Raw genomic sequence first — 20,492 nt, forward strand, 5'->3', positions numbered from 1 at the left:
ATGAAAACGACACCGATTTCTTCTCTCTCCATCAGCACTGCCATGCAACTGACCGTTTCGAACGCGCAGACGGAAATCACCAAGTTGCAAAAAGAGGCCGTGACTGGCACCTACTCGGATGTTGGTCTGGAACTTGGCACCCGCACGTCCACCAGCCTGGATTACACGCGCGAAAGCGGACGTCTCCAGTCCATCATGGACGCCAATGCTTTGGCAGAACAGCGCATGGATGCGTCTCAGCTGGCCATGGAGAACATGTCTTCGTCGGCCCAAAGCCTGCTCAACTCGGTCATCGCGCTCAGCGGTAATACCGACGCCAGCAGCTTGAGCGTTGCCCAGACCACGGCCAAGTCGACCCTCGAGAATTTCGTCAGCTATTCGAACACGGCTGTTAACGGGGAATATCTTTTCTCAGGTATCAACACCGATGCGCAAACTCTGAGCGACACGTTCATCGACGATATCAGCTCGGACTTCAAAACAGCATTCGACACGCAGTTCCCCGACCCTTCGTCTGTTACTGCCGATGAGATGAAAACGTTTCTGTCGGACTATCAGGACAATCTCGACTGGCCATCCTGGACGAGTGCTTCTGAAACAACCATGAGTAGCCGTATTAGCACTTCGGAAACCGTGTCCACATCCACCACTGCGAACTCGGATGGTTTCAAAAGCCTTGTGCTAGCGAGTGTGATATCGTCGCAGCTTGTAAACTCCGGTCTGAACTCGAATGCGCTCGCTGTCGTCAATGACACAACCACGAGTCTGGCTGGAGCCGCAATTTCTGGCATCGATACACAGCGGGCAAAAATCGGCCTGTCCCAGGAACGAGTGGAAAAGGCGAATACCTACATGAGTTCGCAAAAAACGATCATCGACACACAGCTCACCAACCTTATCGGTGTGGATACCTATGAGGCGTCCACACGCCTGACGACCCTGCTCAATCAGGTCGAGACGTCATACTCCATCACCTCGAAGATACAGGGCCTCAGCCTTGTGAACTTTCTCTAGCGAAAACAGATAACGCCTATGACAGGTGGCATTTAAGACCATAAGGAAAAATGAATGTTCCAGTTTTCATATGCGGAGATAATGGAGGATGACCCCAATATCGCCCGCGATAGAGAAAGACAGGTTCTAGAACGATCGATCGAACTTCTTGCCGCAGCCAAACAGCACGACCATTACGGCAAGGACGGAATCGAGGCGATCTTTTACACAAGACGCGTTTGGACCAGGCTTATCGACGACCTCAAGCAGGCCGAAAACGAGCTTCCTGTTGAACTGAAAGCCAACCTGATATCCATCGCTATCTGGATTCTGAGAGAATGCGAACAAATCCGCAAACGTAAATCGAAGAATTATCAGGGCATCATTGACGTTACAACCATCATCAAGGATGGATTAAAATGAAAAGTACGCTGCGCATTTCTTTGAAATCCGGGGAAAAAATCTTCATCAATGGCGCTGTCTTGCGCGTTGACAGAAAAGTCTCGCTGGAATTTCTGAACGACGTGACCTTCCTTCTCGAAAACCACGTCCTGCAACTTGAAGACACCACGACACCCTTGCGGCAGCTCTATTTCATCGTCCAGATGATGCTGATCAACCCTGAGGGCAAGGAGCAGTCCCTTTCGCTGTTCCGCAAGTCGATCACGATGCTTCTGACCACGTTCAAGAACGAAGATATTCGTTCTGAACTGAAGCGGATCGACGCGACCGTATCGTCTGGTCGTCCTTTCGATGCGCTCAAGACCATTCGTGGTCTTTACGCCAAGGAAGAAGTCATTCTCAACAGTCATGAAATTACGCCTGCGGCGGTGAATGAACTGAGAAGGGAAATTGCACCATGGTAGACGCTGTCACAGGTAGCACTTCTACGACGAGCACGTCTGCTGCGACGTCTGCGTCCAAAACCGACGCGAAAAAGGCGTCGCTGGATTACGACAATTTCCTTCAGCTGTTGATCACGCAGATGAAGAACCAGGATCCGACCGATCCGATGGATGCCAGCGAACAGGTGGCACAGCTTGCCACCTTCTCGCAGGTCGAGCAGACCATCAAGACCAACACCAATCTTGAAAGCCTTCTTTCGGCCAATTCGCTGTCGAGCGCATCTTCCTATATCGGGAAAACGGTGACCAGTGCAGACGAGCAAACCACGGGTGTCGTATCTGCTGTGAAGGTAACCGCCGAAGGCATCAGCGCGACCACCACATCCGGCGCGACGATTGCGATTACACAAGGCATCAAAATCGCCAACACTCCGGCTTAACCATCCGTCTCGAATCATATACTGCTTATGATAGACGGAAACGGCGTCACTGAAATTAGATGTCTTCCACTCGGCTTCGTGACGCCGATTAGATCGAGCGGACTGAGATGAACGAGGCCGACGCTCTCGACATTATGCAAAATGCCATCTGGACCATTCTTGTGGCATCGGGTCCGGCTGTTCTGGCCGCCATGGTCGTTGGTATCGTCATTGCCTTCATTCAGGCGCTGACCCAGATCCAGGAAATGACCCTGACATTCGTTCCGAAGATCATCGCGGTCATGCTCGCGATCGGCGTCTCCGCACCTTTTGTCGGCGCCCAAATCTCCATGTTCACGACCATGGTCTTCTCTCGCGTCCAGTCGGGGTTCTAGCGCTGTTTTAAGCCACATCGCTCCGACCCGGCTTTTCACAGAAAAATCGATGACCTTATCAAGCATCACTTGATAACCAATCACGGCAACAATTTTCATGGGAAAGTGGTGCTGCGAAAGAGGATTGAACTCTCGACCTCTCCCTTACCAAGGGAGTGCTCTACCACTGAGCTACCGCAGCATCCGATGCCGAAGCAGTGCTTCACATCAAGTTGGGGCCTATTGCCATAGGTTTATGACGAGTGCAAGCCGCAATATGAGACTTGGTCATTCCACGCGGTAAAAACCGGTGGGGGCTGTTGAAAAGTTGCGAATTCCGCTATGGATGCGCTCATGAACGATCATCACGACAATCTGGCCGATAAAGCAGAGCCTGCCTCCGGGCAAAATGGGCCTGGCAATGAGGCCAAACGGCAAGAGGCCGTGCGTAAGGCGCGGGCGGCGAACAAGTTGCGTGAAAACCTGGCTCGCCGCAAGCAGCAGGCCCGAGCACGACGCGCGGGAGAGGCGGACGAAACAAATGGTCTGCCCGCCGCAAAAACGGACGAATCGTGCTGACAAGAAACATTCATCAGAAAATTGAACTGGCGCCGGATTTCCTTTACTGCGTAGCCTAACGGACAACGCGGCACGGCCGCTCGCTAGGTTGATTTTAGACCGGATATCAAAGAACGGACGGGCAGGAGAGGCCTATCCGTTACAAGCACTCAGGAAAGGCGGGCGTTAAGCTCGTAGGGACGCATGGATCGCATCAGAATCATTGGTGGCAACGAACTCAACGGCATCATACCGATCTCAGGCGCAAAGAATGCAGCTTTGCCGTTGATGATCGCCTCGCTGCTGACAAGCGATACGCTGACGCTTGAAAACGTTCCCCACCTGGCAGACGTCGAACAGCTCGTCCGTATTTTGGGCAATCATGGTGTCGATGTCGCGGTCAACGGACGTCGTGAAAGCCAGGATGAGGGCTATTCCCGCACCGTACATTTCACCTGCCGGACCATTGTCGATACGACGGCTCCCTATGAACTCGTATCGAAGATGCGCGCAAGCTTCTGGGTCATCGGGCCTCTTCTGGCGCGTGACGGCAAAGCGCGTGTGTCCCTGCCGGGCGGTTGCGCCATCGGCACACGTCCCGTTGACCTGTTCATCGAAGGTCTGAAGGCACTGGGCGCCAATATGGAAATCGACAGCGGTTACATCAACGCAACGGCGCCTTCCGGTGGTTTGATCGGCGCGACCTATACGTTCCCGAAAGTTTCGGTTGGTGCAACGCATGTCATGTTGATGGCCGCATCGCTGGCACGTGGCACGACGGTCATTCACAACGCGGCTCGCGAGCCTGAAGTTGTAGACCTTGCGCAGTGCCTGATTGCTATGGGTGCGAAAATCGAGGGTGCGGGCACCTCTACCATCACCATTGAAGGCGTGACGTCGCTGCACGGCGCGCGCCATCGCGTGCTTCCGGACCGCATCGAAACCGGCACTTACGCGATGGCTGTTGCCATGACGGGTGGCGATGTTCTGCTGGAAGGCACACGCGCGTCGCTGCTCGACAACGCGCTGGACACGCTGAAACTCGCCGGCGCGACGATCACGGAAACGGAAACCGGCCTGCGCGTCGTTCGCAACGGAAATGGTATCCAGCCAGTGGACGTCGTGACGGAACCTTTCCCGGGATTCCCGACGGATCTTCAGGCGCAGTTTATGGCGCTGATGACGCGCGCACAGGGCGTCTCGCACATCACCGAAACCATCTTCGAAAACCGTTTCATGCACGTTCAGGAACTGGCGCGTCTCGGCGCGAAAATCTCGCTCTCCGGCCAGATGGCACGCATCGAAGGTGTGTCTCGCCTCAAGGGGGCGCCTGTCATGGCGACGGATCTTCGCGCATCGGTATCTTTGGTCATCGCCGGTCTCGTTGCCGAAGGTGAGACCGTGGTGTCACGCGTCTATCATCTGGATCGCGGTTTCGAGCGCCTGGAAGAAAAGCTCAACCGTTGCGGTGCGCAGGTCGAGCGCGTCAGCGACTAATACTGTGCTCTCATCGAGGCGCGCTGGTTGTACAGCGGGCCTCGACTGCTTATCTCCAAGTCACAATTGGATATACGCGGCCTTGTCCGCACAAGGAGGGCATACACACGATGAGCGGCCTTAAATTGATGGCGCTGGATGGGGAAGACCTCTCCATCATCTCGACACACATGCAGGACAGCGTCTTCAAACTGAAAGATGCGTCATTTGATCGCAAAACCGGCCAGTTTCTTGTCTCGGCCAACCGTTTCGTCTGGGAAAACGGTAGTAAAAAGGGCCAGCCGCAGGAGCGTTGCCGAAGCGTTCTGGCGCTGAAGCGTGTGGGAAACGTCCGCTCTTCCGGCTTTGATCGTGATAACAAGGAACAGGTCCTGTCCCTGCTTGCCGTGCAGTTCACTCAAAATGGTGAGGGGCCTGATGGGACGGTCGAACTCACCCTTTCGGGCGGCGGCGCCATAGCGATGGATGTGGAATGCATCGAGGCGCAACTGGCCGATGTCAGCGGTGGCTGGGAAACAGCATCAAAACCAAAGCACCCACAAGACTGATCTTATAAAACAGGTGGACAGGGAATTGCCTTGCCCGTCTGTTTTAATTTATGCCACATACCCAAGAGCGCATGCGACAGCGTGCAGGCAGGCATTCCGCACCGTCTCGAAAGGCGGTGTAGCAAGAGGGTAAGTGACGTGGCAATCTGGCTGGAACAGGCGTCTGACGATTTCGAACAGGCGTTCGCAGCGTTCCTGACGACGAAAAGAGAAGTGTCGGAAGACGTCAACGTCGTCGTGCGCGATATTATCGATGATGTCCGCAAGCGTGGCGATGACGCACTGGCCCATTATTCCCTGAAATTCGATGGCCTGGATTTCACCAAGACCTCCATGCGCGTCACGGCAGCGGAAATCGATGCGGCTGTCGCACAGGTAGATCCTGCCGTTCTTGACGCTCTGAAATTCGCTGCAGCGCGTATCGAAAAGCATCATGCACGACAGATGCCGAAAGACGATATCTACGAGGACGACATCGGCGTTGGCCTCGGCTCCCGTTGGACGGCCATCGAGGCGGTCGGTCTTTATGTGCCTGGCGGCACGGCAAGCTATCCGAGCTCGGTGCTGATGAACGCTGTTCCGGCGAAGGTGGCTGGCGTGGAGCGTGTCGTCATGGTCGTGCCGGCCAATGGCGGCGTTATCAATCCGGCCGTGCTGGCAGCAGCACGTATTGCCGGTGTCGAAGAAATTTACCGCATCGGCGGAGCGCAGGCCGTCGCAGCGCTCGCTTACGGTACGCAGACCATTGCGCCTGTTGCCAAGATCGTCGGTCCTGGCAACGCCTATGTGGCGGCAGCCAAGCGGCACGTTTTCGGGACTGTCGGCATCGACATGATTGCCGGGCCATCGGAAGTGCTTGTCATTGCCGACAAGAACAACAATCCCGAATGGCTGGCAGCCGACCTCCTGGCGCAGGCCGAGCACGATGAGGGTGCGCAGTCGATCCTGATCACCGACGATGCGGAACTCGGAAGAGCGGTGGAGCAGGCCGTGAAGCGTCAGTTGACGCTGCTGTCGCGTGAAAAGACGGCAACCGCCAGCTGGCGGGATTTCGGTGCGATCATACTGGTCAAAGACCTCGCCATTTCCGTTTCGCTTGCCAACCGCATCGCGGCAGAGCATCTGGAACTGGCGGTGGACGATCCAGACGCTCTGATGGCTGGCATCAGGAATGCGGGTGCGATCTTCGTCGGTCGCCATACGCCTGAAGTGATTGGCGATTACGTCGGCGGCTCCAACCACGTTCTGCCGACGGCACGCTCGGCGCGCTTCTCGTCCGGCCTTTCTGTTTTGGATTTCGTAAAGCGCACGTCGATCCTGCGTCTGGGGCCGGATCAATTGCGCCAGCTCGCACCGGCGGCCATTACGCTCGCCCACTCCGAAGGGCTGGATGCGCATGCGCGCTCCGTTGCCATCCGTCTCAATCTGGAAGGGTGAAAGATGGAGCCAGGCACTTTCAGGCTCTGCGATGTGGTTCTGGACGAGAGCATCGGCCGGTCCACACCTGACGTGGAGCATGAACGTGCCGTCGCCATCTTCGACCTCATCGAGGAGAACAGCTTTGAACCTTTCGGCCACGCAGGCGGTCCTTACAAGCTGAATATTGCGCTCGTTGATACCAAGCTGGTCTTTACGATCAGAACTGAAGACGAGCAGGCTGTCGCCACGCATATCCTGTCGCTCACACCGCTTCGCCGCATCATCAAGGACTACTTCATGATCTGCGAAAGCTATTACGAAGCGATCCGGTCTTCTACGCCAAGCCAGATCGAAGCTATCGACATGGGGCGTCGCGGCATCCACAATGATGGTTCGCAGACGTTGATGGACCGGCTATCCGGTAAGATAAAGGTCGATTTCGATACGGCGCGTCGCCTGTTTACGCTTGTCTGTGTGCTGTATTGGCGGGGTTAGGCGTGCAAGACCCTGTCGGTGTCGACTTGAAAGAAAAGGCACCGCGCGCCATATTGTTCATGTGTGGCATGAATTCTATTCGTTCGCCCATGGCTGAGGTCATCGCCAAACAATTGGTTGCTCCCGGCATCTATATTCAATCGGCGGGCGTTCGCGCTGGTGAGCGGGATCCGTTCGTGGATGCGGTGCTGGATGAGGCGGGACTGACGCTTGGAAAACACAAGCCCCGGACGCTGGATGAAATCGAGGATGATTTCTTTGATCTCATCATCACCCTGACGCCCGAGGCGCATCATGCAGCTCTCGAATTAACCAGATCGAACGCGCTCGATGTCGTCTACTGGCCGACCATGGACCCAACGGTGGCGACAGGCACGAGAGACCATATTCTTGAGGCCTATCGTGAGGTCCGCGAACACCTGAAAAAGCTGATTTCGGAGCGCCTGCCGCAACGGCCGAGGCCCTTTTCCGAGACACTTTAATACGAATGACAATTTAGGTTCACAAATGTGCGGCGATTGTGTAGTTTCCGCGCAATTTTCCCGGACTGTTCAGTCCGGCATTATCAACAGGAAGAAAAACACTATATGACCAAAGAAGAAGTCCTTGAGTTTCCGGGCGTCGTTATCGAACTTTTGCCGAATGCTACGTTCCGCGTAAAGCTGGAAAACGAACACGAAATTATCGCTCACACCGCTGGCCGCATGCGCAAGAACCGTATCCGCGTTCTGGCAGGCGACAAGGTGCTGGTTGAAATGACGCCTTACGACCTGACCAAGGGTCGCATCACCTATCGTTTCAAGTAAGCGCCCGGCAGATCGGACGACTGGCAGAGCATGACAGACGCAAAACAAAAGCTGATTCTGGCTTCCGGGTCGCCACGCCGTCTTGAGCTTCTGCATCAAGTCGGCATCGAGCCCGCACGTCTGATGCCGATGGATATCGACGAGACGCCCGCACGCCTCGAGCACCCGCGCACGCTTTGCCGTCGCCTGTCCTTGCAAAAGGCGGAAGCCGCTTACAAGGCTGTGAAAGGCGAGCTTGCCTGGAAGGGTGCCTATGTGCTCGGCTCTGACACGGTCGTCGCCGTCGGTCGCCGTATTGTCGGTAAGGCCGAATATATCGAGGAAGCGTCTGCAGCGCTTCACCTTCTGTCGGGTCGCAGCCATTGGGTCTATACGGGCGTCTGTCTCGTGACACCGAGCGGCAAGGTGCGCCAGAAGGTGGTCGAGACCAAGGTTCGTTTCAAGCGCCTGTCGCAACATGAAATCGAAAGCTACATCGCCTCTGGTCAATGGCGTGGCAAAGCGGGAGCATACGGCATTCAGGGAATTGCCAGCTGTTTTGTCCAGAAACTGACCGGTTCCTACACCAATGTCGTCGGGCTACCGCTCTATGAAACAGTGTCGCTTCTGGCTGGCGAGGGCTTTGAGGTGGCATCGGCCTGGCAGGAAGGTTGATCTCCATGACAGACGCATCCAACAAATCCACCGTCACACCGTTGCGCAAGGCGCAGCCATGCCCGGAATGCAAACGCCCATCCACGCGTGAGGATTACCCATTCTGTTCGGATCGTTGCCGCACAGCCGATCTCTCACGCTGGCTGACGGGCGCCTACGCCATTCCCGTTGCCGACGATGAGAGCAATGCCGACGAAGAAGGCGTTGCAAAGCGCGCAGACGACAGCGAATATTGAGCGAAACGGTTTGCGTAACCAAAAACAGGCCTGAAAATCACATCGATTTTCAGGCCTGTTTCGTTCGGCAGATGCAGATCGATATCACGGTCAGCCGGACTTCAACTGAGCAACCGCCAGAAGTGTATCCGCGCTAATGGACGTGCTTCCATTCAGGATCGACAGGGTAGGCGATTGCGAGACATTGTTCTGCACGTCGTAAAGCGCGGTAAAGCGCTTCAACATTTTGCTGACATATTCCGGATCTTGAAGTTTGGGGATGTCGATATAGGATGTGACCAGTTCCGCCTGCTTGGTCACGTCCATATTGGCAATCGAGGTTGGCAGGTTGAAGCTGGTCTTGAAAAACTGGAAAAGCGCGTCATCGCTCAAGAAGCCGTAGGCACTTGAAATCGTTGGTGCCATGCGCTCGAAATACAAGGCCAAACGCACGCCGGCATTGCCCTCGCCCTGTTGTTCCTCCAGAGTTTGGCGAACGAATTGATCGGTCGTTTCCAAAACTGCGCCACGTTGCTGGCCGCCGCGCTCGGCATCTGCGGTGAGATTGCCTTTCGCATCGAAGTTGAAGGAAGCAACGATCTGGGCAAACTTGTTGTTTTCCAGCGTGTTGACGTAGCTCTTCGGGTCCGACAAGTCGGAGTCGAACATTTTCTTGAGGTCGGCAGGGGCGACACTTTTCGGGTCAATGCCATTGGCTTCAAGTACGAAATTCGTCACACGCGTGTCGGCCAGAAGTTCCTTGGTGGTGGTGATGGCCCCCATCTTGGATTTGTAATACTCGACTTCGGTGTCGGCTTTCTTGGTCGCTGCGTCTTTTGCGGCACCGCTGAGCGATCTGACTTTGTTACTTTCGTAATCTGCCGCATAATTGTTTGTGACACTTTCAGATTGTGCCAGCAGCGGTGCCTCCAATTTGCCATCGGAGGTGAAGTTGAAAGCCTTGTTCAACGCAATGAAGCGGTCATCCTTGAGGGAATTGACGTAACTCTTCTTGTCATTCAAATCGCTCGTGAGAACGCGTTTCAGTTCTGATTGACTGACTTCGTCGGGATCGATGCCGAAAGCCCTGAGCGCCACATCCCAGACTTCGGTAACGCCGTCGTTTTTCTTGTCGTCATCCTTTTTATTGGAAACGAAAAAATCATCGAGGCTGGTGAAGCCGGTGATCCGTTTTTCGTAGTTTGCCACAGCTTCGTCGACAGCTGTCGCCTGATCCTCGGAAAATGCCGTTTTGTAGAGCCTGTTGACATCGGTCGTCTGCGTCGCGGTCTGGGCAGTGTTTCCACTCGCCAGCGTGCCATCAGTTTCGAAATTGAAATAGTCCAGCAATTTCGTGTTGCCATAGGTGGTCGCGAAATTCTCGCTCGACATCAGGCTCGCAACGCTACTCGGCATAATGATCGGGTTGAGGTCGAATGCTTTTTTCACATAGTCGAGCATCCGGCTGTCCGAGACAAGATCCGTGGCGCTGGTAACACCGACGATGTTCTTTTCCCAGTAGCGCTTGTTGGAGTCCGCCAGCAAGGTCGAAGGAAACGTGGATTGATTGTAGACGTAATCGAGATTGAGGTCTTCGGTCTGGCTGGTGGTCTGCATGCTGCCGTTCACGGTGCCGTCAGCATTGAAATTGAAAGCTGCGGTCAGTTTCTTCCAGCCTGGATCCTTGGCTTGGTTGGCGACGCTGTTGGGATCGCTGAGATCGCTCGTCAGGACCTGCTTCAGGTAGCTTTTGGATGTGTAGGAGGAATCAAGACCCACGGCGTCCAGCATATAGGTGCGAAGCCGGGTATTGTTGACGAGGCTGTCGATATCGGTGACTTTGCCGATCTGAGCCGCAAAATATGTATTCTCCGCTTTGATGGACGTTTCTTCAGCGGTGAAGGACGCCTTGTAGGCATCGGTTACGCTTGTGGCCTGGGCGGTGTTTTGCGCTGTCTTCTTGTCGCCTTCGAAGTTGAAGGCTTCAGCAAACTGCAGGTATCGCTTGTCCGTCAATGAGTTGGCGAAGCTTGCACTATCGGAGAGGTCGCTTTCCAGCACCTTTCGCATGAACGCCTTGCCATAGGTCATGTCTTCAAGACCATAGGATTTCATGGCGTAGGAATAGAGGCGGTAATCTCCCAGGAACTCATCGACCGTTTTCACGTCACCGATTTTTGCCTTGTAATAGGCAGTATCTTTCGCAACCGACGTCTGACTGGCGACTGTCGACATCGACGATTTTATATCGCGGTTGACCGTGAGATAGCTTGTGTAGGTAGAAATCGCCATGGATAGCCTTGCATAGTGTGGCCCCTGGAAAGACATGGCCAGCGTACACGCCATCATCGCGCGAATAACCCAACCAGCATATTACAAGTTCTATCTGAACCAAAGCCTAATATTTCACTCGCATATCGATGCATCTGTCAGGCAGGGCAACACGGACTTTCATCCACGCTCGCGCAAGCTTGGGAGACTAAGCCTCGGGTGTCGATCTGCGTCCAATCGGTCGGCTGGGCTTTTCCATGACGGAAAATCCGCGACGTTTGTACACGTTCTCATGAAGAGATGGAGTTAGAATGGCTGCGCCTTCGAGCATATTGCCCCTTCCCAAAGTCGCCGCACGCGGTCGCGACATCGGGTTTGCCGTGGGCATCGTCTCCATTCTCTGCATCCTGTTCCTGCCTATTCCAGTCTTCATGATCGATATGGGGCTGGCGTTTTCCATCGCGTTCTCGGTTCTTATTCTGATGGTGTCGCTATGGATTCAGCGCCCGTTGGACTTCTCGTCCTTCCCGACGATCCTTCTGATCTCCACGATGATCCGCCTTGCGCTGAACATCGCCACCACGCGCGTCATCCTGTCTCACGGCAACGAAGGGCACAGTGCGGCGGGTGGGGTCATCGCTGGCTTCTCGAGCCTCGTCATGTCGGGCGACTTCGTCATCGGCCTGATCGTCTTCCTCATTCTTATCGTGGTGAACTTCATCGTCATCACCAAGGGCGCAACGCGTATCGCGGAAGTCGGCGCCCGCTTCACACTTGATGCCATTCCCGGCAAGCAGATGTCGATCGATGCCGACTTGTCTGCCGGTATCATCAATGAAAAAGAAGCCCAGCTTCGCCGTCGCGAGCTGGAAGAAGAAAGCGCCTTCTACGGTGCCATGGACGGTGCCTCCAAATTCGTGCGTGGTGACGCGGTCGCAGGCCTTCTCATCACCGCCATTAACATTTGCGGCGGCATCATCATCGGTGTTTTCCGCCACGGCATGCCGATCGGCGAAGCCGCGGACGTGTTCGTCAAACTGTCCGTCGGTGACGGCATCGTTTCCCAGGTACCAGCGCTGATCGTTTCGCTCGCCGCGGGCCTCATCATTACCCGTGGTGGCGCGCAGGGCTCTACTGACACCGCCGTCATCAACCAGCTTAGCGGATATCCCAAGGCTCTGGGTGTCGCCGCTGGCCTGATGTTCGTTCTTGCGGTCATTCCGGGCTTGCCTCTTGTGCCCTTCATGTTACTGGGCGGTTTCCTCGCTTTTGGTGCATGGTATATTCCTCGTCAACTCGCTCAGGAAAAAGCCGCCGAACGCGTTGCGGAAGAGCAGCAGACCAGCAAGACGCAGGAAGCCGAAAAAGACACGGTCAAGAACTCGCTTCGGACGACCGAAATCGAGCTTGCCCTGGGCAAGCAGGTCTCCCCAAGATTGCTGGGCGCTCACCAGGAGCTTGGTTTCCGCGTTGGAAAAATGCGCAAGAAGTTCGCGTCTCAATACGGTTTCGTGGTGCCCGAAATCAAGGTCACGGACGATATCGCCATTCCCGACAAGTCGTATCAGATCCGAATTCATGGCACGACGGTTGCAGCCAGCACGCTGCGCGTGGGCGAAGTCCTCGTCATCACCGGCAAGGGTCGTCGCCCATCCGTTCCGGGTGACGATGTGCGCGAACCCGCTTTCGGCATGCCTGCCGTTTCCGTTCTGGAAAACTTCGTGGAAGACCTCAAACGCGAAGGCTTCCACCCGATCGACAATATTTCGGCGCTTCTGACGCATGTCAGCGAAGTCATTCGCAACAACCTGCCGATGCTCCTGTCCTACAAGGACGTAAAGGTTCTCATCGACCGGCTTGATCCGGAATACAAAAAACTCGCGGATGAAATCTGCTCATCGCATATGTCCTATTCGGGCTTGCAGGCCATCCTCAAATTGCTGCTGGCCGAGCGTGTCTCCATCCGCAACCTTCACCTCATTTTGGAAGCCGTTGCAGAGCTCGCTCCGCATCTTCGCCGCACCGAACAGATCGTCGAGCATGTCCGTATTCGTATGGCCCAGCAGATTTGCGGTGATCTCTCCGACAATGGTGTGTTGCGCGTCCTGCGTCTCGGCACGAAGTGGGACGTTGTGTTCCAGCAGGCGATCAAGCGCGATCCGAAGGGTGATGTCATCGAATTCGATATCGATCCGCGTCAGGTGGAGGAGTTCTCCAACGAAGCGAGCAAAGTAATCCGTGAATATATGGATGTCGGATTGCCTTTCGTGCTTGTTACTTTGCCCGAAACCCGTTCATATGTCCGCATGATTACGGAACGCCTTTTCAGCACGCTGCCGGTGCTGTCGCATGTCGAATTGGCCAAGGGCACGGAAATAAAGATACTCGGCGCCATCTCATGATGTCAGATCCCCAGGGAACCATAATGGCACTGTTTCTGGCATTTTGCCGGATCGGTGCCTGCTTGATGGTGATGCCTGGGTTTTCGTCCGCCAGATTGCCGATGCAGATTCGTTTGCTCCTCGCTCTGGCACTTTCGATGGCCATTCTGCCGTTGATGTGGGACGTGATCTACCCATTGGCGAAGACCGACAACGCCAATTTTCTCAAGCTGATGTTCTTTGAATCGGTCATCGGTGCCATGTTCGGCATGATTGCCCACCTCTATGTGTTGGGAATGCAGTTTGCGGCAACGGCCATCGGCACGGCGATTGCCTTGACCGGCCCGCCCGGCCAGGACGTACTGGAAGACACCTCTGAAAGTCAGCTTTCGAGCATGTTGAGTTATGGTGTCCTGTTGCTGCTCTTCATTCTCGACTTCCACCACGTCATTTTCCGCGCGCTTGTGGATTCCTATTCGACAATTCCTATGGGTGGCGGGATGAGCATGCAAAGAATGCTGATTACGCTGACAGATACGTTGGTCGCGTCCATGAGCGTTGCTTTGCGTGTCGCAAGCCCCTTTATTTTGTACGGCTTTCTGTTCCACGTTGCCGTGGGATTGATCAACAAGCTAGCGCCGCAGATACCGGTCTACTTCATCTCGACACCCTATGCTCTGGCCGGTGGGCTGCTGCTGCTCTATTTTGGAATGGCGGCGCTGGTCAGCCAGTTCGTGGGTGGCTTCTTCCGTGTCTTCGCGAATATATGAGGCCTCATGATGGACCCACTCAAATCTAAAAAGCTCTCCAGATTGGTGAAGGTTCAAGGGCATCTCAAGCAGATGGCCGAAAACGAGCTTGCGATCACGACGCGTGAACGCAACGAACTGGCCGAGAAGATCGAAACCCTGAGTGGCTATGTGACGTCGCTGGACCCATTGCACCAGCAGATGCTGAAACATTATGCCATGCGACACGGCAGGTTGCTCTCTCGTGATGTGCGACTGGAAGCCATCGAAAAAGGCCAGGAGCAACAGGTCGTCAAGGAAACGAAAAAGGGCGAGCGTCTCGAAGAAAAGCGGGATGCGGCGCGTGCAGACGAACTGCGCGTGCAGGAAGACAACAGTGTTTATGAGCTGATCGATCTTCAGATGAGCATGAAAGACACCAGCCTCCAGCAAGGTTAGGTTGGTATCGTCATCCGATTCAAACGGAAAGGATGACGACGTGGCAATTTCTCCTCCAAGCGATCTTGTGCTTGATGTTGTGAATGCGGCTGACCCGACACAGGTCATGGCGGCAAGAGAGAAACTGCGCTCGGTGAGCGCAGCCAACGAAGCGTCGGTCCTGACGGCAAGCAATGCAGGTTTTGCATCTGCCATCAACAGCATCGATACGGCGGCCGGGAAGGCTGGTGTTGGCAACATCCATCACATTAAAACCGACGAAAAAATCCCCGAGACCTATCGCAAGTTCGAGGCCAGCGTTCTGTCGACCATGCTCCAGAACATGATGCCGAAGGAAAGCGAAGAGGTTTACGGCAAAGGTTCGGCTGGTGACTTCTGGAAAAGCATGATGGCCGAGCAGATGGCGGATGCAGTTTCCAAGCGCGGCGGTATCGGTATTGCCGAGCAGGCCTATTCTCAGGCCATGCAAAAGATGCGCAATGCTGAAGCGCCTACAAAGATGAATGAAGACGACAAGAGCCTTGCAGTCAGCATGGTGACGGACTTCCAGCGGCGCACGTTTTCCGTAGCCGAATCCAACAAGACTGAAAGTTAAGCCGCGGAGTGCTGAAAATATGGAAATTGTAAACAACGACTACAGAACACAGGCCATTCTCGGTCGCCTTGAAACGGTGATCGACAACGAGAACCAGCGTATCGGCAAAGATCCCGATTTCGATTTCAAGCTGTCGAACGCCCACAAGAGCCGCTGCCTGTATGAACTCAGCATGCTCCTGCGCGACGTGGACGGAGCGCAGATCGCCGCGGCCCACAAGCGCCAGATCCTGGATATCAAGTCCAAGCTGGCCATCAACACCCGGCGCGTCGAAGCCAACCTCAACGCCGTGAAGGCCGTTGTCGATCTGTTGAAGAATGCCGCCAAGCGGGCTGAAGACGATGGCACTTATTCGCTGGAACAGTTCGCACGCGAGGCGCAATGATCAAGCTGATCGCGACAGGCGTCTGGGTTCTTGTGGTGACATTGGGTGGCGTCTACGCCGCCGTTACCTTTGGAGGGAACGGTGCCACGGATCAAAATGGGGAAGTCGTTCCACCACCGCATTTCGTGAGCAGTGAAACTGTGACGTTGCCTGTAGTGGCAAACGGCAAGGTTTCCGGTTATTTCCTCATCCGCGCCAGTCTTCAGGTTGACGAAGACGCGCTGAAGGAGGTAACGGTCCCGGTTCCTGCGTTTCTGACCGACGAACTCTACACCCTGCTGGTTGGGGAAAAGCTGGTCGATATCAAGGATGCGGGCAAGTTCGACGTGGTCGGCTTGAAGACCAGAATAAAGGACGGTCTGAACACGCGCCTCGAAAAACCCTTGGTCAAAGATATTCTCATCGAGCAGATGGATTTCATTTCCAAGGAAGACATCGAAGCCAGAGACCCCAACAAAAAGCCTCAGAAAATTCTCGTCAACACGGACGCCCCGCCGGCGGTACCAGCGGCAGCTGCGGCCAGTTCGGGCCATTGATCGCTGAGCCGTCAGTCTGATCGACGCCAGACATGTCCTTTAACCTCTCGAATTCGGTGATACCGGTTCGGGAGGTTTTTTTACATCCATCGGCATTTGGGAAAGCGGGGATGGTCGGACAGTCGATCAGTAGAACGATCTGACCAGCGAGCCGACCAGCAAGTTCCAACCGTCGATGAGGACGAAGAAGAGGATCTTGAAGGGCAGGGAGATGGAGGTCGGTGGCAGCATCATCATGCCCATGGCCATCGTGATGGTGGCGACCACCATATCGATGACGAGAAAAGGCAGGATGATGAGAAAGCCGATTTCGAATCCGCGACGGATTTCAGACAGCATGAAGGCTGGAATGAGGACCCTGTACTGCGGAACAGTGCCGTTCATCGTTTCCTGATTCCGCTCAATGGCCAGATCGACAAAGAGCGCAAGATCCTTGGGGCGCGTGTTGGCCACCATAAATGTGCGGAATGGCTCGGCGGCTCGCTCAACGGCTTGCGCCTCGGTGATCTGGGTCTGCAACAGCGGTTGGATGCCATCCTGCCAGGATCGCTCGAACGTCGGTGCCATGACGTAGAAGGTCATGAACATCGCCATACTGGTGAGGATCATCGTGGAGGGTGTGGTCCCCAAGCCCATGCCGGAGCGCAAAATGGAAAATGCGATGATGAACCGTGGAAAGCTGGTCACCATGATCAGAATGCCCGGCGCGATCGACAGAACCGTCAGAAGCCCGAAGGTGCGGATGATCCACGAAGCCGCAGACCCATCCAGCGGCAGATTGAGCAAATCTGCCGGGGTTTGTTGGGCGAAAGCAAACCCTGGGGTTAGGGCGATCGCAAGCAGCAGGACAATTTTTCGAATCATTCGATCACAAAGGTTCTGAAGAGAACCTTGGATACGCGCCCTTTTGATCTGAGGTCAACGATTTCTCTCAGGTCATCCCTAAGATATTGAAAGCCGCGCGGGCCTTGGAGCTGCTGCAGGGAAACCGTTCGCAGATATGTGAGGATTTCCTGATGCAGATCCTGAGCCAGCGCCGTGTCGCCGGGGCCGGTGAATTGGAGAGCCAATTCGAGCCTGATCCAGTTTTCATTGGGGTAGCCGAGGTTGGTGACGATCGGGTCCAGGGCGAGCAAGCTGGGTGCAGCACCGGCCGCGCCATGCTCACCCGCAGGCGCTGCCGCAGCTTTATTTTCACCAGCCGCAGCTTCCGGCACGTGTACAGGCGGCGGAGTTACGCTCGGCATGGAAGGCACAAGCAATGCCTGGCCCACGAACCATCCGCCACCAATGCCTAGAAGAGATAACACTGCGATAGCGCCGGCAGTCACGATGATCGATGGCTTCTTCGGTGCAGCAGGTTCAATGGTCGTGAGGCTCATGATCGTTTCTAACGTCTGTTCCGGAGAGCAGCCCATGCACAATGCGAAGGGCCGAATAGCTGTTCAAGCGGTCAGATCGGCGAGAACAGGTCGACAACCTGCTGACCCACCGGCGGCTGCTGAATTTCGGTGATGCGGCCACGGCCACCGTAGGAAATGCGTGCCTCGGCGATTTTGTCGTACGAGATCGTATTTTCGGAATTGACGTCCTGCGGACGCACGATGCCGGCGACGTTCAGAATACGGATTTCGTGGTTGACGCGAACCTCCTGCGAACCGCTGATCAGCAGGTTGCCGTTTTCCAGAATTCCAGTCACGACGGCGGCGACCAGCAGCGTCAGCTTTTCGGCGCGGCTGATGGAGCCCTTGCCATTGGATTCGCTGGTATTGTCGAAGCTCAGCGATGAATCTGCCTGCGGCTTCCAACCGAGAATTTCGGCATTTGCTTTCCAGCCCGTATCACGGTTGTTTTTCCGCGTCCGGTCGGTTTCGTTGTCGAAGGTTGCCTTGTCGTTGATCTGGATATTGACCGTCAAAATGTCGCCGATGTTGAGCGCACGTGCGTCCTTGAACAGCGCCGCCTTGCTGTCGCTCCACAGCGAGTAGCCGCTAGCATTGTGGAGGGGTTGCTTGGGATAGGATGCGAGCTGTGGCGCCTGGCTGAACTGAAGGCCGCTGCCGATGGGGCTCATCGCGGGTGCGTTGCCGATTTCTTTCAGCGTCTGGTTCTGCGTCACGCTGGAGCAGCCAGTCAGAACACACGATGCGGCGAGAGCGAGAATAAGCGCTTTGTTCATGACGGGTCTCTTGATGTGGTTTTGTCCGTCGCGCTGGACATGATCGACGCAACCGTGGCTGCCTTCTTGGCATCCATTTCGGCAAGGATCAGGCTCGACTGGCGGGGAGGAAGTTTCATGATGATGGCCGCGGCAAGCCCGGCGTCGACCTGTTCCAGCTGCGGTGCCGCGGCATCCGGCTTCATCGTCTTGTAGACGTTGACCAGATTGACTTCGGCGCGTTGCATGAACTCATTGCGGCGCTTCAACCAGTCTTCATATTCGGCCTTGCGGGCTTCCATGACGGCGATGCGGTTGTCGACATCGGCTTGCAGCTTTTCAAGGTCCTGCTTCTGCAAGAGATAGCGCTGGTCACGGGCCTGATCGACGATATTGGTGCAATATTGCTGAATTTCCTGTCCGCTCGTCTCACCGGTGGTGATGCGCACCTGCTCTTGCGCCTTTGCAGAGGGAAGAGACGCGGTCAGGACGAACACGGCGAGGAGTGCCCGGCGGGGCGTGAACATATCAAACACTTTTGCCATCATTGTAGCACCAGTTCTGCTTGCAGCGCGCCGGCTGATTTGATGCCTTGGAGAATGGCGATGATGCCGTCCGGCTTCACGCCGATATTGTTGAGACCAGCCACCAGCGAGCGCAAATTCGGCCCGTTGAGGATGGCAACCGGACCCCCGGTCGCCTGGGCGGCAATGTCTGTCTGCGGCTGAACGGCCGTTTGTCCACGTGAGAAGGGTTCAGGCTGAATGACCTGCGGCGTTTCCGTGACCTGCACCGTCAAGGTGCCGTAGCTGACAGCGACCTGCGAGATGCGAACATCGGCGCCGATCACGATGGTGCCGGTCCGCTCGTTGATGACGACTTTGGCGGGCGTATCGGTCTCGACTGACAGGTTCTCGATATTGGCCATCAGTCGCGTCAGATCTGCCGTTCTGGGCTTCTGGATAAAGACGACCTGGCTGTCGCGGGCTTCGGCAATCGGTTCTCCGAATGCCGTTTTCGCGTAATTGTTGATGGCGTCTGCGATGCGTGTCGATGTCGAAAAGTCGGGATTGCGCAGTTGCAGAACGAGATTGACCGAATCCTTGAACTGCGATGGCAACTCGCGCTCGATGATGGCGCCGCTGGGAACACGTCCGGCAGTGGTCACACCCTGTGTCAACTGGGCCGCTTGGCCCTCCGCGTTGAAGCCGGAAACAATGACCGATCCCTGAGCAACAGCATAGATCTGACCATCGGCACCGGACATGGATGTCATGATCAGCGTCCCGCCACGCAGCGACGAAGCATCACCCAGCGAGCTGACATTGACGTCGAGCCGGCTGCCGGGGCTTGCGAAAGGCGGAAGATTGGCTGTGACCATGACCGCGGCGACATTTTTCGAGCCGCTCTGGTTCCCCTGCATGGAAATGCCGAGGTTCTGCAACATGGCGCGCATCGACTGTTCGGTAAACGGCGAAGAACGCATGCTGTCGCCAGACCCCTGAAGGCCGACGACCAGACCATAACCGATCAACTGGTTTTCACGCCCGGCCTGGAGGGAAGCGATGTCTTTGACACGGGCATTGAATTGGGAATAGGCAACGGGCGTCGTCACAAAAAGCGTGGCGATGGCCAATGCAGCGGTTATCAGGCTCCGGCGGACATTCATTTCTCAAAAACCTCCACGGTCCCGTTTTCCATGGCCGTGCCGGAGATGGTCACGCCGGTGTCGCGGTTGCGTACCCGGACGACTTCGCCCGCCATCGCATCCTCGATGGCAGTGCCGGAGGCAGAGAGGTTCATGCCGCCCATGGAATATGTGATCCTGATGGCTGCACCGCGCTGGACCGCGAACGGATCGCGAAGATCAGCGACCGTTATGGTGCGTCCTGCGACCAGGGTGCGCTTGGAAACCTTGCCGAGCACGATGCTGGTACTATCCGCATAACCGGGTGCAAGGTTGGGATTTGTGACGAGAACTTCCGTCACCCGCTCGCGGGTAATGGTTTCGCCAGGAAAGATGGTGCCTGTTGGAACAACGGCGTGTTTTTGCTGCGAAAAAGCCGCCTGGGGTGAAAACACCACCAGGCTTGCCGTGAGCGCCAGCGCCATTGTGCAGAAACTGCCAGGCACGATTTTCGGGCGAAACTTCATGT

At 55.7% G+C, this 20,492-nt stretch carries 26 protein-coding genes, 1 tRNA gene and 1 pseudogene; 20 read left to right on the forward strand and 8 right to left on the reverse strand.

Going from position 1 to position 20,492, the window contains the following annotated elements:
* The 5 genes from RMR21_RS01990 to fliQ all read left to right on the forward strand — a co-directional run bounded on the left by RMR21_RS01990 (position 1) and on the right by fliQ (position 2,652).
* On the forward strand, positions 1-1,014 hold the full coding sequence (locus RMR21_RS01990; RefSeq protein WP_498669054.1) for a flagellar hook-associated family protein: 1,014 nt from the start codon (positions 1-3) through the stop codon (positions 1,012-1,014).
* A 54-nt stretch (positions 1,015-1,068) separates the two neighbouring features.
* Complete coding sequence (flaF, locus tag RMR21_RS01995) at positions 1,069-1,416, forward strand: flagellar biosynthesis regulator FlaF (RefSeq protein ID WP_174152094.1); 348 nt, start codon at positions 1,069-1,071, stop codon at positions 1,414-1,416.
* Complete coding sequence (gene flbT / locus RMR21_RS02000; RefSeq protein WP_498669055.1) at positions 1,413-1,859, forward strand: flagellar biosynthesis repressor FlbT; 447 nt, start codon at positions 1,413-1,415, stop codon at positions 1,857-1,859. The genes flaF and flbT overlap by 4 nt, the downstream gene beginning before the upstream one ends.
* Positions 1,853-2,278, forward strand: a complete 426-nt coding sequence (flgD, locus tag RMR21_RS02005) for a flagellar hook assembly protein FlgD (protein ID WP_498669056.1) — start codon at positions 1,853-1,855, stop codon at positions 2,276-2,278. Before flbT ends, flgD begins: the two co-directional genes overlap by 7 nt.
* A 107-nt stretch (positions 2,279-2,385) precedes the next feature.
* Positions 2,386-2,652, forward strand: coding sequence for a flagellar biosynthesis protein FliQ (gene fliQ, locus RMR21_RS02010; protein ID WP_174152097.1), 267 nt, complete (start codon positions 2,386-2,388; stop codon positions 2,650-2,652).
* A 106-nt stretch (positions 2,653-2,758) separates the two neighbouring features.
* Here fliQ and RMR21_RS02015 read toward each other — a convergent pair.
* Positions 2,759-2,833, reverse strand: a tRNA-Thr gene (locus RMR21_RS02015).
* Positions 2,834-2,985: 152 nt separating this feature from the next.
* Here RMR21_RS02015 and RMR21_RS02020 point away from each other — a divergent pair.
* The 9 genes from RMR21_RS02020 to yacG all read left to right on the forward strand — a co-directional run bounded on the left by RMR21_RS02020 (position 2,986) and on the right by yacG (position 8,844).
* The gene (locus RMR21_RS02020) at positions 2,986-3,210 is read left to right on the forward strand and encodes a hypothetical protein (protein WP_498669057.1); all 225 of its coding nucleotides are present in this window, start codon (positions 2,986-2,988) and stop codon (positions 3,208-3,210) included.
* 183 nt (positions 3,211-3,393) lie between these two features.
* The gene (gene murA, locus RMR21_RS02025; protein WP_498669058.1) at positions 3,394-4,686 is read left to right on the forward strand and encodes a UDP-N-acetylglucosamine 1-carboxyvinyltransferase; all 1,293 of its coding nucleotides are present in this window, start codon (positions 3,394-3,396) and stop codon (positions 4,684-4,686) included.
* Positions 4,687-4,796: 110 nt separating this feature from the next.
* Entirely contained in the window at positions 4,797-5,234 is a 438-nt protein-coding gene (locus RMR21_RS02030; RefSeq protein WP_498669059.1) for a DUF2948 family protein, read from the forward strand.
* Positions 5,235-5,372: 138 nt separating this feature from the next.
* Entirely contained in the window at positions 5,373-6,671 is a 1,299-nt protein-coding gene (gene hisD / locus RMR21_RS02035; protein ID WP_498669060.1) for a histidinol dehydrogenase, read from the forward strand.
* A 3-nt stretch (positions 6,672-6,674) separates the two neighbouring features.
* A complete protein-coding gene (locus tag RMR21_RS02040) occupies positions 6,675-7,148 on the forward strand; it encodes a UPF0262 family protein (protein ID WP_498669061.1) in 474 nt (157 codons plus the stop codon).
* Positions 7,149-7,207: 59 nt separating this feature from the next.
* Positions 7,208-7,630, forward strand: a complete 423-nt coding sequence (locus tag RMR21_RS02045) for an arsenate-mycothiol transferase ArsC (protein WP_498670212.1) — start codon at positions 7,208-7,210, stop codon at positions 7,628-7,630.
* A gap of 105 nt (positions 7,631-7,735) precedes the next feature.
* Positions 7,736-7,954 (forward strand): translation initiation factor IF-1, encoded by a 219-nt coding sequence (gene infA / locus RMR21_RS02050; protein WP_067648657.1) that lies wholly within the window; start codon positions 7,736-7,738, stop codon positions 7,952-7,954.
* Between the two features lie 30 nt (positions 7,955-7,984).
* Complete coding sequence (locus RMR21_RS02055; protein ID WP_498669062.1) at positions 7,985-8,608, forward strand: Maf-like protein; 624 nt, start codon at positions 7,985-7,987, stop codon at positions 8,606-8,608.
* A 5-nt stretch (positions 8,609-8,613) separates the two neighbouring features.
* Positions 8,614-8,844: a DNA gyrase inhibitor YacG gene (yacG, locus tag RMR21_RS02060; RefSeq protein WP_498669063.1), complete on the forward strand. Its 231-nt coding sequence runs from the start codon at positions 8,614-8,616 to the stop codon at positions 8,842-8,844.
* Between the two features lie 90 nt (positions 8,845-8,934).
* Here yacG and RMR21_RS02065 read toward each other — a convergent pair whose 3' ends face one another.
* Entirely contained in the window at positions 8,935-11,115 is a 2,181-nt protein-coding gene (locus tag RMR21_RS02065) for a DUF1217 domain-containing protein (RefSeq protein WP_498669064.1), read from the reverse strand.
* 290 nt (positions 11,116-11,405) lie between these two features.
* On the opposite strand from RMR21_RS02065, the gene flhA reads away from it, so the two are divergent.
* The 6 genes from flhA to RMR21_RS02095 are packed head-to-tail and all read left to right on the forward strand — an operon-like array spanning position 11,406 to position 16,178.
* A complete protein-coding gene (gene flhA, locus RMR21_RS02070; RefSeq protein WP_498669065.1) occupies positions 11,406-13,496 on the forward strand; it encodes a flagellar biosynthesis protein FlhA in 2,091 nt (696 codons plus the stop codon).
* Complete coding sequence (gene fliR, locus RMR21_RS02075) at positions 13,493-14,245, forward strand: flagellar biosynthetic protein FliR (protein WP_498669067.1); 753 nt, start codon at positions 13,493-13,495, stop codon at positions 14,243-14,245. Before flhA ends, fliR begins: the two co-directional genes overlap by 4 nt.
* Before the next feature lie 6 nt (positions 14,246-14,251).
* A complete protein-coding gene (locus tag RMR21_RS02080; RefSeq protein ID WP_498669069.1) occupies positions 14,252-14,662 on the forward strand; it encodes a hypothetical protein in 411 nt (136 codons plus the stop codon).
* Positions 14,663-14,702: 40 nt separating this feature from the next.
* Entirely contained in the window at positions 14,703-15,257 is a 555-nt protein-coding gene (locus RMR21_RS02085; protein ID WP_498669070.1) for a rod-binding protein, read from the forward strand.
* A gap of 19 nt (positions 15,258-15,276) precedes the next feature.
* Positions 15,277-15,642: a hypothetical protein gene (locus RMR21_RS02090; protein ID WP_045229795.1), complete on the forward strand. Its 366-nt coding sequence runs from the start codon at positions 15,277-15,279 to the stop codon at positions 15,640-15,642.
* A complete protein-coding gene (locus RMR21_RS02095; RefSeq protein WP_498669071.1) occupies positions 15,639-16,178 on the forward strand; it encodes a hypothetical protein in 540 nt (179 codons plus the stop codon). The genes RMR21_RS02090 and RMR21_RS02095 overlap by 4 nt, the downstream gene beginning before the upstream one ends.
* Positions 16,179-16,304: 126 nt before the next feature.
* Here the strand turns inward: RMR21_RS02095 and fliP are convergent, their stop codons facing one another.
* The 6 genes and pseudogenes from fliP to flgA all read right to left on the reverse strand — a co-directional run bounded on the left by fliP (position 16,305) and on the right by flgA (position 20,490).
* Positions 16,305-17,042: a flagellar type III secretion system pore protein FliP gene (fliP, locus tag RMR21_RS02100; RefSeq protein WP_174152111.1), complete on the reverse strand. Its 738-nt coding sequence runs from the start codon at positions 17,040-17,042 to the stop codon at positions 16,305-16,307.
* Positions 17,039-17,560 (reverse strand): flagellar basal body-associated FliL family protein, encoded by a 522-nt coding sequence (locus RMR21_RS02105; RefSeq protein WP_498669072.1) that lies wholly within the window; start codon positions 17,558-17,560, stop codon positions 17,039-17,041. Before RMR21_RS02105 ends, fliP begins: the two co-directional genes overlap by 4 nt.
* Positions 17,561-17,631: 71 nt before the next feature.
* On the reverse strand, positions 17,632-18,357 hold the full coding sequence (flgH, locus tag RMR21_RS02110; protein ID WP_498669073.1) for a flagellar basal body L-ring protein FlgH: 726 nt from the start codon (positions 18,355-18,357) through the stop codon (positions 17,632-17,634).
* On the reverse strand, positions 18,354-18,884 hold the full coding sequence (locus RMR21_RS02115) for a MotE family protein (RefSeq protein WP_498669074.1): 531 nt from the start codon (positions 18,882-18,884) through the stop codon (positions 18,354-18,356). The genes flgH and RMR21_RS02115 overlap by 4 nt, the downstream gene beginning before the upstream one ends.
* Positions 18,881-19,918 (reverse strand): annotated as a pseudogene (locus RMR21_RS02120) (flagellar basal body P-ring protein FlgI); the annotation flags it as partial. The gene RMR21_RS02115 and the pseudogene RMR21_RS02120, both read right to left, overlap by 4 nt.
* Before the next feature lie 83 nt (positions 19,919-20,001).
* Entirely contained in the window at positions 20,002-20,490 is a 489-nt protein-coding gene (gene flgA, locus RMR21_RS02125) for a flagellar basal body P-ring formation chaperone FlgA (RefSeq protein ID WP_498669075.1), read from the reverse strand.
* Positions 20,491-20,492: the final 2 nt, after the last annotated feature.

This window comes from Agrobacterium sp. rho-8.1, from assembly GCF_033957725.1.
Lineage (GTDB): Bacteria > Pseudomonadota > Alphaproteobacteria > Rhizobiales > Rhizobiaceae > Agrobacterium.